Here is a 13,358-nt window from a genome sequence, read left to right as displayed (position 1 = left end):
GAGATAGAATACACACACAGTCTAAAAGCTATTTTTTCTACTTTTTTTGAGAAAGGAGAATAAAAGAAGAGTTTTTGTCAATAGGAAGTGGTTTTATTTAGAAAAGATAAAAGTGCTTCAGCATCTTGCGGATATCAGCCAATGCTTGTGTGAGATGGTTTTCTACAGTCCGTTTGTTTATTACAAGCAGTTGCGCTATCTCATCATTGTTTTTGCCTTCTTTACGGCTCATCTCATAAATTCTTTTTCGTTGGGCGGGCATTTGCTCTACCGTATGCTGTATCAATAGCAGTAATTCTTCGGCAAACATATTTTCTTCGATGTTTCCCGCACCCTCATTCTGCTGACGGGAAAGATTCTCCTGTTGCTTTTCTCCATATTCATTCACCAAAAGTATATGTCGTAAATGCTGGTACACAGCATTCCGGGAAGTCCGATAAAGGTAGGCATTCAGATTTTCGATTTTTGCCATCTCCTCACGCTTCTGCCATAGTTTGAGGAGAATATCTTGTGCAAAGTCCTCGGCCGTTATATCATCCTGAAGCAAACCGGATATAAAACGTTTCACTCTCGGGAAATAACGCATAAACAAAACCTCAAAAGCTTTCTCATCTCCTCGTGACAAAGCTCTCAACAGTATTTGCTCTTCTGTAAATTCCATTTGCAACTATTGTGTTTAAGTATTAGTTGCAGCAAATATAAGAATTTTCCTATTAGCAATGAAATTAGAAATTCTTTATGAAAGGGTTCTAAGACAAATATAGCCGGATAATATTTCATACCCGGCTATATATTACGTGCATATTACTTATATATCACTTGCTTTTATTTAGTTCTTCAATGTCTGTGCCTTACTCTTCTCTGCCCAGGCTTTCTCCATCCCATAGAAGTTTATTTCCTGTCCTGCAGGCTTCCCATCCAGCTCCGCCTGTTTCTGCTCAAAGAAGGCTTTCCAACGCTGATAATACAAGTCTTTCAAAAGTCCACTCCATTCCCGATGCGAATAATCATGTAGTCCGCCTTGATTGGCAGCAATGCTATCTCCCCAGACTGTGATTAATGCGGAAGCATTCCATTCGTACAATCGCTTTTCTTCTTCTGTAGTTCCCAGAGAACGAGCTGCATTCAACCAAGAGGAAACGGAAAATTCTTTCCGGGTAGATAACAAACGATCCTGTGCCAATATCAAGTCCAGGAATTGCTGTGTTTGTTTGCGGAAATCCTCTTTGTCCTTTCGGTCATAGCTCTGTGATATTTCTTCAAGTAACACATTTCCTTTATCGGCATTACTCTGACGTACGATGTCTACCAAGTCATACTCAAAATTGTTGTTTCCTTTATACTGGTCGGCAACGGAAGTAAATAGCCGGGCTGCCTTTGCAGTAGAATCGGGAGCATAAAATAGTTTGGAATATCCCCAAGTGGAAGTTCTATCCAGATGGAAACCCGGACGGGCACATAACAAAGACTCAATGGTTCCTTCACCCTGATAATCTTTCGGAGCATTGTAAACGGTGTGTTCCAATGCACGCCAAGCCTCCATTATTTCCGGTGAAACTTCTCTGCCATAACGAGCTTTCAAGTAAGTCTGCAACCATTCATCGGAAGAAAAGCGTTCTTCACGCCAAGGAAGTTCGTAAAGGAGTTCGAACATCACCGGATTATTCTCTATGCCCTCCGGGGTTGCTCCTACTCCATGCAACATTTTCCCATTAGTGTGTGCACAAGCATCATAATACCCGTTCACCAACTGATTCATCCGGCCGTGCAAACCAACATTACCTCCAAAATTCAGCAACATACAATAAAGCCAGTCGTGTTTGCCAAAGCCCTTTTCCCGATACCACATGGAATCCGGATCTCCCCATTGGGGACGTTTCTCACTATATAAATCTAAAACGAGCAAATCTCCCTGATTAAGAGAAGCAATCATTTCTTCCCGAGGACTCGCCTGCCAGGCCTGAATGATCCAAACAGCCTTCGGATTGGCTTTCTTCATAGCTGCCATAATGGAAGCACCGGTTTTCGCCAAGTCTACTCCTTCCGTGTTACCTCCCTCATGAAATGGATCCATGCTGTAATAGTTGGCTTTTCCATAGAGTTTCTCCAATTCCTCATAATACATAGCGGCAAAAGAATCGAAGTGTTCATCTTCCGTAGAAAGGAAAGCCGGACGGGGGAAGCCACACCATTTACCGGGATCAGCAATCTGATAACCTAGCTTTTCACCAATGTTACGGGGAACCATTCCAGCATATCCGGGGAATACTGGTTCAATACCCAACTCCCGCATACGGGCTACGATCTTCTTCTGAAGCGCTTCTTGTTGCTGATACCAGCTATCGGGATTCGGTCCACCCCAACCCTCCAGATTATTCATTTGCCACCAAGCCATAAAGGCCGGGCCGGAAATAAATTCATTGACTTCTTCTGTTGTGTATCCCAAACGTTTCAGCAAATTGTACCAGACCACCTCCATTCCGGTGATGCTCAAAGGCATATTGATGCCATGCATTGCCATCCAGTCTATTTCTTTTTCCCAACGCTCCCAATCCCAGAAAGCCATGGAATAAGAATAAGTGCAATAGTTCAGATAATATCTGTTCTGCATGGATGTCTCCTTACGTATCTTTTCTTGTGGAAGCGGTAGTATTTCCGGTAACTTCTGCGAAAGATTATTCCAGGAAAGATGAATACCGGCTACATATTTCAGATACCAGTTCAACCCCGTAGCCAGAGACAAATCAGAGTTTCCGGTTATCAGCACTTTACCGTCTTCAGAAGATATTTCAAAATAATCTTTTAACGGATTGTTTTCATCAGCAATCATCCGAAAAAGAATTCGATCTTTCGAAGTACCTTCCGTCACACGATCTGCCAATGTATTGACAGGAGACTGTTCGGTTTGGCAGCTACACATCCATGTAGCCCCCAATAATAGAATGAATAAAAGACGTGTATACATAGTTTTATTTACAGTTTGTCAAATATAATAATTAAGAGTCGTATTTTATCTATTTACTACGTTTTATTCAATGAAATAAGAAGAATTGTGGACGACCATATATATTTATATCTTTCACCTTTCCTGATAAGAATGAACCTTTACGAACTTTCACGCGAAAAGCCGAAACCTTATAAATTTCTTTCAGGTCTATAATAACCCGGTGAGGATGGTTAGACTCCACAGCCGCATTCGTATGCCAGAAAGAAGAGATATCTCCATCAAACAGGTTTTCTGCTATTCCCAAGTTCTTATCAGCTTGTTCGCTGCTTACATAAACGACTTCCCATTTAGTTTTGTCAATCGGCTGTCCCTTATCATCTATCAGTTCCACTTCCGAAATGCAGGCCTGATTATCCTCTGTGTAGGAAGACAGAGTCTCTATACAGAAGTGGCGAAGAGTAGTCGCAACCGGTAAATCGAATGACTGCCACTCATTAGTCTCCTGCAAAGTAGTTTTTAATGCAAGATCACCGTCTTCCAGAATCGGAGTGCCTACCACTGCACGACGCTGGCCTTTCTGATAATTCTTATCAATACCCAAACTATCCAGAATGGGTTGATTCAATCCTTGCAAAACACGCTTACCCGTATCTTCCATTTCAAACACTACAATTTCATTTTCTCCCTCTTTCAGCCATGGAGCGGGCAGATAGAGTGTTTGTTGAGGGCCGATATTCCAGAAACGTCCCAGAGATTTGCCATTTACCCAGACAGCACCTTTGCCCCATTGACTCATATCCACAAAGCAGTCACCTTTCTTCTCTACTGTAAACGTTCCTTTATGGAAAGCAGGAACGCCTTTGATGGTTTCGCCAAACTCCATTTCCGAAACTTTTTCTTTATACAGAGGCAATGGAGTGATAGACCATCCGGCCAACTTTTCATTTCCCCACAAAACTTGGCTGGTGATACCTTTCCGGTTAAACAGTATATCGGGGCCATAGTTGACGCGTCCGGTATTTTCTACCAGAATCTCCAGTGTGGCAGGTGTCTTCGACACATTCAAGGTCACACTGTTCTGATTATAACGACGATCCAGGCTGGCTACTTGCTTACCATCTATGAGGATCACAGCATAGTCACGCAAATCCTGTATGACAAGTTTCTGTTTTCCCGCTTTTTGAAGTGTGGTCTGATAATGAATATATCCGAAATCAACTCCTAAATCTTCCATTGACAGCACATTTTCAGACTGGGTAGTCTGATGAAATGCAGTCCTTAATGGAGCACTTTCCTTTAATTCGACTGTTGCAAAAGTGGTAGTCGGATTATCTGCCGGAACTTCCGGCAGTACTGTTCCCGCAGGCAGGTATTTCTGAATCACTTCCCTGAATGCATGATATTTGGGATAACAATTTCCCCATTCACCCAAAGGAGCGTCATAATCATAGCTTGTGGGCTGGGGCTGATAACCGCCTCCGGTATTGGCTCCATTGGTATACTCAAAGTTTGTACCACCGTGAAACATATACATGCTGACAGAAACACCGTGGCTCAACATCCAGTCCAGCTGTTCGGCGGGACGTTCATAAGCAACAGAGGAATGTCGTCTGCCCCACTCATCAAACCAGGCCGGATAAAACTCCGCAACAAAATAGGGACCGCCCTTTTGGTACTTATCTACCACTTTGAATATATCTTCACCAAACACTCCGTTCAATGTAGGCAGTGCGCCCTCAACATGTCCAGCTTCCACCTGTCCACCACCGTCGCAGGTAAATAGCGGAACATTGAATCCTGCTTCTTTAATCATATCGCGGATAGCAGCAAGATACTCTTTATCCGCTGCATACGATCCATATTCATTCTCCACCTGCACCATAATAATATTACCTCCATTATTGATGGTCAAAGGAGACAGTTGTTTGCCAAGTTCTTTGATATATCGTTCACAATAGGACAGGAAACGCGGATCTTTACTGCGATAAGTCATATCCTTTTCTTTCAGCAGCCACGACGGGTAACCTCCGAAATCCCATTCTGCACAGACATACGGACCGGGACGAAGAATCACATACAGTCCCTCTTCCTGTGCCGTACGGATAAATTCCGCAATATCAGCCTGTCCACTAAAGTCAAACTCTCCCGGCTGACGTTCATGGAAGTTCCAGAAGACGTAGGCAGATACCGTATTCAGTCCCATCGCACTCGCTCTCTTCAGGCGGTCACGCCAATACTCGTGCGGAATGCGGGGATAGTGCATTTCTCCACAAATCAACTGGATATCCTTTCCCTCGATAGTAAAAGTACCATTTCCTATTCTAACCTGTTCCTTGGGGGAGGAACAGGAAGAAATTAGAAATGATACTATGATGTTAAGTATAACAAGTACGGTTTTATGATTTTTGTTCATCTTCATTCAAATAAGATGTGAGTTTCAAATACTCCGACCGCAACATGAGATCTGTTCTATACGGTCGGAAGTATTCATCAATTTATTTTTAGAATGTAACTGTTCCGAACAGGTTCACGGCATATTTGTCTGCATCATCATACCAATGAGTCACATTCTCTGTTTTAGCAAACTTAATGGCATATACCGAATTGTATTTCCAATCGGCTACTTTTTCGGGCATCCAGATTCCCACTTTATAGGTTCCGCTCACACCGGCTGCCACACTTCCTTTGATAGTGTATTTCGCAGCCTGATTCGGTTCCTGTTCGGTAGCCGGAATCCAGGTTTTAGGATCCACATCCAGTTTGAATTCTTTCACTACCTGGCCGCTTTCGGAAACCAATACGAGATATACCTCTTTCGGATTAATCACCGTAGCAAAACCGGTATTTGTAATCGTCAGATCGTATTCCAAATTTCCACCTTTTGCTTCTACTTTCGATTCACTTTGAAGATTCAGACGATAGCCCAAATGGTCGCGTACAAAATCATAGAATGAACGGACAACTTCATTGCCCTCCTCATCTTTGAAGTAACTCTCATCAAACAGAATGTGATTATCATTTAATAAAGCGGGATTTACCTTTACCCGTTTCCAACTCATGATATTTAAATCATAGTTTTGCGTCACATCAAATGCCGAGTAACGGTGTTCGCGCAAAATACGCAGTGATTTTATCGGACTAATCAACTCTGCCAATCCCCATTCTGTATCCTCATTATAAGGGATCTCACCACTCATATAGAAATTGTTCACTTTCACCTCTTCCGTTATCTGCTTGTAATCATCCGTATTAGGAACAAAGTCATTGCCCGGTGCAAGCGGATGTTCGCCGGCTGTAAAATAATCATTCGCATATCCGATGCGTCCACGAGATCCTTCCTGTTCCAGTGTCAACGCTTTCTTATGATTCGGATAACGCATTTCTACACAATAAGGTGCAGGCAAGGCTCTCAATAAAGCACTGACGATTGCATTCTTCGCACTCTGGTCATTCATCAACGGAGAAGTATGCCACTCTCCCCAAGCACCGATAAAACCAACCTGCATGGTAGCAATTTGTCCAATGTATTCATTCAACAGAGGAGTAAGTTGCTCGATGTGCCGGAGAATCCATTGTTTGGATTCGCCACCGGAAGTATTCAGCCCGGCGTGATTGTATGCAAAACGAAGAATGGCTTTATACCCCTGCGCTTTCATCAACTCGAATATCTTGCGGATATTCGACAGAGCTTCAGCATCCAGGTCTTTACTCACCCAGTTAGTTAAGTAGATATATTGCTGTACAAGAGTCAGGTTGTCGTCCTTTGCATCAAATTGCTCTACTTTCTTCGTATACAAATCATTGCCATAAACCTCATAATCATTATATGGACTTTTCATTTGGTCGGCAAGCAAATTACATTCCAAGTGGAATCCCCTATCGGGATTCCTAAGCGACTCGATCGGTACAATATTTCCTGTTACCTCCGGAGTTTCCGGTTCACTCGTTCCGTCTTCTTCTCCATATTGTCCCGCATATACATCTATTGTATCAGAACAAAAGCTACACATAATACCTAATAATAAGGTAGATAATATGGTCATAGTTTTCTTTATATTGATTAACATGATTGATATACTTTTAATTTTCACCCGATTAATTTTCATTGTAGATAAAACGTGCAGGAGCACCGGTTGTCCAAGGACTCCACAATGTTGCCCCTCCATCATGAAGAATACATTGATGAGACATATCATCAGTGACCAACAGATAACAGTACGGTCCGGTATGATTAGTGATTGCATCACCGCTCCATTGACCGGAAGCACACAAATTGAATTTCCAGTCGTTCAAATGCGCCTGTCCTTTTACTGATTCATAATATTCAGGATCTTTCAATACATTCCATTGACCTTCGGCAGTTCCGGCTTCTGCAAACAAATTCTTATATTCCTGTATGGTCGGCAAACGCCATCCCTTAGGCGCTATCTTATCACGAATATCGTAATGATAATGCACTCCATAGGCTTTCACTCTACCTTCTCCGAGCGATGCAGGTGTCTTTTTGAAATTATTCGCTTCAATATCTGTACCATCAGCATATTTAGTTGCGCGCAGGTTATCTGCCAACCAAACCAATGATGTTTTGTCACTATAAAATATACGAACAACACGATAAGTAATCTTTTCATCTCCACGAACATCGATGAAGCGCATCATTTCTGTCATATTCAGTACTCCGGAAGAACGTGACACCCATTGCCCATCATCAGTCTTCACATTCCAATACACAGAATTGGAAGTCCAACGTTTGATAGAAAGTTTATCGAGCAGTGCCTGAAGTTCTTCATGAGTCAATGATGATTTACCATTCACAACTCCCACACTATGTTCGGCAACCGTCTGTTTCATTTCAGGATCCAGTGAGAAACAAAGCGAGTACGAGGTAGATTCAGGCCATTCCTGGGTATCCCATTCAAACTGCACAGCAGTTTCCGGGGCATTTTCAGCCAAAGAAATCTTAGTCAAATCTTCCGGCTGCACTAATTTGCTAGTCATACGTTTCACCCGAATGGTGCGTGCTTCCGAAGCTGCTGCGGTTATATTACCAGTTTCTTTGACCGTCCAATACAATACCGCTTCCTGCCCCGCTTTAATTCCCAATTGAGAAAAACTCTGATCGGCAGTCAGTGCAGATATCGCAACAGAAGTCGATTTTCCTGCATCAATTATTACCGGTTCTTTGAATTTCCTGTCAGTACAAATAAGCAGCTTTGCTCCATTTTCCAGAGGTTTCTCCCAAGAGAAACTATATTTCTCAATCGATAAATCATTCAAATCAATGATCGCTCCATCTTGAGGCGCGCTCAAGTAAATATCCGACATCGGAATGATTACATTGTACTTGTCTTCCTTACATCCGGCAAGCAACAAGATTCCTAATAGACTATATAATAAATGTTTCATAATGCTATCTATTTTTTAGTAACCGGGATTTTGAATTATAATGCCTTGTCCTTCAGTAATCAGATGAGTAGGCAACGGGAATTTCTCATATTTATATTGTCCATCCACTTTCGTTTCTATTTTACCTGTCGGCTGTCCGGCAAATCTTGCTTTGGCAAGTGCTGCTTCAATAAATTTTCCGTGGCGGATCAAATCCTGACGACGCACTCCTTCAAAATAAAATTCATGTCCACGTTCTTCCAACAATTTATCCAGAAAATCTTCTACAGATGAAAAATCACTCAATTGATAAGCTTTTAGTCCACCATGAGTAACCCGCACCTGATTCAACAGGCCAATCGCCTCTTGAGTGATACTGTTTCCATTGCGAACGATAGCTTCCGAAAGTAAAGTCAATACATCCGCATAACGATAGATGGGCATATCTATTTCGCACTTCTCACCTACTACCCCCTCAATTTTATATTTCACCGGAATTGCACCGTAGAAGAGTATACCTGTCGTACCACCGTCACGGTCAAGCGCCCGGCTATGGTGTACGCCCTCCGTACCTGTATATTCACCAATAATTCTTTCACGTCTCTTGTCTTTAGGATCATAAGATTCGTATGCAGGCCAGGATATTTTAAATCCTCCCCAGGCAGTCACCGACATTCCGGCAGGAAGCGGATAGTCAGAAGTCAGTACGTGAGCGAACCATTTCTGTTCCATCACACCGGCCTCGGCCACACATGAGAATATGACTTCCGAATTCTTTTCACCAGATAAAGAGAACAGAGAGTTATAATCGTCTACCAATTTATAACCGTATTCCGGTTTTGTCAATTCACGTCCTATTTTCTCCGCCTCATCCCATTGCTTGGTCATCATGTAGAATTTCAGCAATAATGTATTGGCCAATCCTTTGGTGAAGCGTCCGTAATTTGTATCTTCATACTTATAGGGCAACACATTAGCTGCATCTTTCAAGTTGGAAACAATGTATTCACGCATAGCTTCTTCCGACAAACGTGGAATAACAATCTCCGCTTCCGGTTTTTGCAAAGTCTCCAGATCGGCGATAGGTATCGGACCATACATATCATACATCAGAAAAGCCAGGAAACCACGTCCGCATTTCAATTCCGCCATATAGCGAGCTTTCAAGGTTTCATCCATATTCACGTCCTTGATGCGATCCATTGTCAAAGTCATGGAAGCCAAATACTGGGAATAGTCATACACACGACGATAGTCACCGTCGATATGCCAGTCATTAGCTTCATACGAATTGTATACGGTAGTCCATCCCCAAGTGTTTTCCACATAATCGGTTACCATTTCCGAAGTCGTCACATAGCCTGCCGCTACTTCAAAAATTCCCCACGGAGAAAACACATAATAAGCACTCGAATTGACCAAAGCATTTACATCTTCAGCATTTTGGGGAAACATTCCCGGATTAATTTTATTATATACTTCCTGCTCCAGCGTACAAGACGAAATGAGGAACAAGAGAGTTGCTATTGCAGTATAAATTGTCTTTTTCATATTCATCACTTATTAGAAAGATATTGATACACCAAAATTATATGAGGTTACATTCGGATATGCATAGGTTCCATTGTCCGTTTCCGGGTCCAGACCTGTCCAGTTAGTAATCACAAACGGATTATTCACGTCTACATATACACGGAGATTCTTGGCAATCTTCTGGCTGATAGGCACTTTATATCCTAATGTAATGCTTCCACAACGAACGTAATAGATAGATTTCACATAGTAATCCCCCCATCCGCTTCCACCTCTGACAAATGTCGGATCTGTGGCTGTCAGGTTATTGCTATTAAAAGCTTTCAGGGCATAAGTAGAAACATTGATACCATTGTCCATACGTGTCCAGCCCTCATAATAACTGGCTCCTCTCTTTCTGCCGGCTTCTCCATAGAAATAGATATTCAAGTCGAAGTTCTTATATCTGAACGAGTTGTTCAGACCGTAGATAATTTTTGGATCACCATTACCCATATATACTTTATCCTCATCTCCCAATACTCCGTTTCCATCGCGGTCTTTCAACTTCATCATACCCGGAACCAAGTCTTTTTGAGCGTCCGGAACTTTTTCTCCCGGTTGCAGGATGCCAAGCGCTTCATATTCCCACCATGCACGAATCGGATCATTTTCTTTTTCATAAGGTTTGGGTTTCCAGTTCGGGTCACGTGTCAGCCAACGGTCATTGTAATGTGACAAGGTTAATGTCGTATCCCATTCAAAATCTTTAGTAACGATATTCACCGTATTCACTGTGATTTCCACACCCTGACTTTGTGTTGATCCTATATTACCCGCTATTTTATTTATTTCATTATAAAAAGGCAATGGTTTATTTGTCACCAACAAGTCTGTAATCTTACGTTTGAAATATTCGGCTGTCAACTTAAATCGGTTGTTGAATATACCTAGATCCACACCTACATTAAATTCCGTAGTCGTTTCCCAAGTCAGGCTCCTGTTGCCCAAATCCGAAGCATATACTCCTGTTGATTCTGCACCTCCGATAATGGCACTTCTTCCCACTTCATAATAGTCGTAAATGCGATAACCGACATTAGAGTTACCCGTCTGTCCATAAGAAGTTCTTAACTTCAACATAGACAACCAGTTTGAAGCCCCTTTCATGAAATTTTCTTCACTTATCATCCAACCGGCTGATACGGACGGGAAATAACCCCAACGATTTTCCGGGGCGAAATTGGAAGCAGCATCAGCACGAACTGTAGCTTCCAGTAAATATCTGCCTTTATACGAGTAATTGGCACGGGCAAACAAAGAAGCAATACTGTTAATAGAAGCCCATGAACCTACAGATGGTTTCTTGTAATTTCCTGAACCCAAACTATTATATCCAAAGCCATCTACAAGAAAATCTTCATTTCCGGCACTCAATCCATCATTTTTAAATTTTTGGAAAGAATAACCACCAATAGCTTTCACGTTATGATCGCCAAAGTTCTTGGAGTATTGAGCTGTCAGCTCCATCAGATAGGCAGTACTTGTTTCCTGCGAAATATCCGCTCTTCCGTTTTTGGTCTTTCCCTGCAAAGTTGTCTTAGGCAAATAGCTGGAACGTTTCTGGAAACTACGGTCGACACCTAACTGCAACTTCACTTCCAAGTCTTTCAACGGTTTCACGGATACGAATGCAGATCCTATGATCCGGTCTTTTACCGTATTATCCTTAATATCCAACAAAGACACCGGATTCGCAACGAAGGGACGTTTCGGATCAATGAAATAATTTCCTTCAGAGTCATAGATAGGAATTGTAGGATTGGATTGGATAGCACCGGTCAATACACCGGAATATTCATTGGCATTGTCTCCCAGAGGAACATTGTCATACTTATTCTGCGAGTAAGTAGCAGTCAGTCCGAAAGAAACATATTCACTCAATTCCTGATCCAGATTCAAACGGGCAGAAAAACGACTGACACCATTATTCTTGACAATTCCTTCCTGGTTCATATAGTTGACAGAAGCCAGATAACGGGTTTTCTCCGTACCACCATTCACAGAAAGATTGTGTTGTTGCGTATATCCATTGCGCATCACCGCATCCAACCAATCGGTACCGCTAGCAGTCAATATTTCATCATTATTGAAAGTGGGTTTATATTGAGTAGGCGGAGTGTCCTGCTTTTCAACATATCCTTCATAGATACCCATTCCGTTCAACTTTAACCACTCTTCATGCATCTGTTTATTATACATATCCATATACATACGAGTATCAAGCATCTTGTAGTTGGAACGAGCTACCTGCACCGACCCCATACCGGAATAAGTCACTCTGGGCTTTTGACTTTTACCACGTTTGGTGGTAATCAAAACAACTCCATGTCCGGCACGCGCACCATAAATAGCTGTGGAAGCAGCATCTTTCAACACAGAAATGGATTCAATATCATCCGGATTCAATGATTCCAGTACATTATCAATATTACCCGATTCATAGAAACCATTACCAGAACTTAAATTGGAAGTAGAAGACACCGGGAAGCCGTCGATTACAAATAAAGGTTCATTACCAGCACCGGTAGACGCTTCTCCACGAATACGAAACTTCGCCTCACCACCCGGTTGTGCAGAAACCTGGTTCACACGGAACCCCGCTGCTTTACCCGCCAACGCACGAGATACATTCGGTACGGTATTCATCTCCACATCTCCCATGTTTACCATAGAAACGGCACCGGTCAATGTCTTCTTGCTCTGTGTACCATAACCCACCACTACCACTTCATCGAGTTGTTTGGAATCTTCCTGCAAAATGATTTTCATATTTTTTCCGGGTTGCACGGCAACCGTTTGAGACTGATAGCCGATATAGGAGATATCGAGCTGTGCCTTCGATGAAGAGACGGAGATTTTGAAGTTCCCGTCAATATCTGTTATCGTACCGTTACCCTGTACTCCTTTTTCTAATACACTGGCTCCGATAATCGGCTCCCCCTGTGCGTCTGATATAGTACCGGATACGGTTATTTTCTTTTCTTGTTCAGGAGACTGTGCCTCAATGGATAATATAATCTTCTTGTCTAGTACCGAATATTTTACATTAGTACCGGAAAAGATTTCTTTCAACACACTAAAAATGTTGCTTTTATCAGCAGAAACTGATACGCGACGATTCAAATCGACATGCTTATTATTGAAGAAGAAATCAAAATCAGACTGCTCTTCAATTTCTTTTAGAATGTCCTCCACCCGCTGATTACGTACATCAATACTGATTAAAGCCTTTTGAGCGTAACTATCGGCTGCATAGGTCAGCCCAATAGAACATACTAAGAACAAAACCAATAGTCTCATAGATAATGGGATTTTTTTTGAGGTTAGCCAAAGTGACTTTACCACCCATAAAAATTGGATGCTAAAATAATTTTGCATAATTTTGTAATGACTTAAAGTTAATAAAAAGTTTATCTAAGCTTGTCGCCAAACAAGCATCAAAAAGATTTAC

At 42.0% G+C, this 13,358-nt stretch carries 7 protein-coding genes; all 7 read right to left on the bottom strand.

From position 1 onward, the window contains the following. Positions 1-97: 97 nt before the first annotated feature. Complete coding sequence (locus Bovatus_RS22555; protein ID WP_004301864.1) at positions 98-661, bottom strand: RNA polymerase sigma-70 factor; 564 nt, start codon at positions 659-661, stop codon at positions 98-100. Between the two features lie 168 nt (positions 662-829). After that, positions 830-2,965, bottom strand: coding sequence for an alpha-N-acetylglucosaminidase (locus Bovatus_RS22550; RefSeq protein WP_004301863.1), 2,136 nt, complete (start codon positions 2,963-2,965; stop codon positions 830-832). 67 nt (positions 2,966-3,032) lie between these two features. Next, complete coding sequence (locus tag Bovatus_RS22545) at positions 3,033-5,360, bottom strand: beta-galactosidase (RefSeq protein WP_004325014.1); 2,328 nt, start codon at positions 5,358-5,360, stop codon at positions 3,033-3,035. Between the two features lie 88 nt (positions 5,361-5,448). Further along, positions 5,449-7,014 carry a DUF4874 domain-containing protein gene (locus Bovatus_RS22540; RefSeq protein ID WP_004325013.1) on the bottom strand — a complete coding sequence of 522 codons (1,566 nt, stop codon included), beginning with the start codon at positions 7,012-7,014 and terminating at the stop codon, positions 5,449-5,451. 28 nt (positions 7,015-7,042) lie between these two features. After that, a complete protein-coding gene (locus Bovatus_RS22535) occupies positions 7,043-8,353 on the bottom strand; it encodes a SusE domain-containing protein (RefSeq protein WP_004301860.1) in 1,311 nt (436 codons plus the stop codon). Between the two features lie 15 nt (positions 8,354-8,368). Continuing rightward, positions 8,369-9,883, bottom strand: coding sequence for a RagB/SusD family nutrient uptake outer membrane protein (locus Bovatus_RS22530; RefSeq protein ID WP_004325012.1), 1,515 nt, complete (start codon positions 9,881-9,883; stop codon positions 8,369-8,371). 12 nt (positions 9,884-9,895) lie between these two features. Next, positions 9,896-13,285: a TonB-dependent receptor gene (locus Bovatus_RS22525; protein ID WP_004301858.1), complete on the bottom strand. Its 3,390-nt coding sequence runs from the start codon at positions 13,283-13,285 to the stop codon at positions 9,896-9,898. Positions 13,286-13,358: the final 73 nt, after the last annotated feature.

Origin of the sequence: Bacteroides ovatus, assembly GCF_001314995.1 — a bacterium.
Taxonomy (GTDB): Bacteria; Bacteroidota; Bacteroidia; order Bacteroidales; family Bacteroidaceae; genus Bacteroides; species Bacteroides ovatus.
This window is presented reverse-complemented; position numbering and strand designations above follow the sequence as displayed.

Excerpts from the sequence above, each read along its gene's own strand:
- Bovatus_RS22555 (WP_004301864.1), bottom strand. The coding sequence starts at position 661 with ATGGAATTTACAGAAGAGCAAATACTGTTGAGAGCTTTGTCACGAGGA.
- Bovatus_RS22550 (WP_004301863.1), bottom strand. The coding sequence starts at position 2,965 with ATGTATACACGTCTTTTATTCATTCTATTATTGGGGGCTACATGGATG.
- Bovatus_RS22545 (WP_004325014.1), bottom strand. The coding sequence starts at position 5,360 with ATGAACAAAAATCATAAAACCGTACTTGTTATACTTAACATCATAGTA.
- Bovatus_RS22540 (WP_004325013.1), bottom strand. The coding sequence starts at position 7,014 with ATGTTAATCAATATAAAGAAAACTATGACCATATTATCTACCTTATTA.
- Bovatus_RS22535 (WP_004301860.1), bottom strand. The coding sequence starts at position 8,353 with ATGAAACATTTATTATATAGTCTATTAGGAATCTTGTTGCTTGCCGGA.
- Bovatus_RS22530 (WP_004325012.1), bottom strand. The coding sequence starts at position 9,883 with ATGAAAAAGACAATTTATACTGCAATAGCAACTCTCTTGTTCCTCATT.
- Bovatus_RS22525 (WP_004301858.1), bottom strand. The coding sequence starts at position 13,285 with ATGCAAAATTATTTTAGCATCCAATTTTTATGGGTGGTAAAGTCACTT.